Raw genomic sequence first — 290 nt, 5'->3', positions numbered from 1 at the left:
TGACATGGTGGCGGAAGGCTCGCCGCTCACAGTTGCGGGGGCAGCCGCGGCATCGAGCGAGAGGCTCTCACCGCGTTCCCTTTTGATCCCCGGGGGGAACCGTCCCGATCAGCTACGGCCCCGCTTCGCCCGGAGTCAACGCCACACCGGCCGGAAAAGGCGCGTGCGGTCCTGGATTCCAAAGGTCGAGACCTTTGGCGGGTGCAGGGTGGAACCCTGCTGTCGGCTCCCTCGCCCTGGCAGAACCAGGACGGGGGAGCCGATCCCGGGGCTGCGCGCCCCGGACCCCG

1 riboswitch is annotated in these 290 nt (G+C 70.3%).

Going from position 1 to position 290, the window contains the following annotated elements:
* A riboswitch (cobalamin riboswitch) is annotated at positions 1–119 on the bottom strand. This riboswitch is flagged as partial in the annotation.
* Between the last annotated feature and the right edge of the window lie 171 nt (positions 120–290).

It is taken from the genome of Methylobacterium sp. CCH5-D2 (assembly GCF_001556475.1).
Classification (GTDB): Bacteria; Pseudomonadota; Alphaproteobacteria; order Rhizobiales; family Beijerinckiaceae; genus Methylobacterium; species Methylobacterium hispanicum.
The sequence above is the reverse complement of the archived record's forward strand: the minus strand, read 5'-3'. Positions and strand labels throughout refer to the sequence as shown.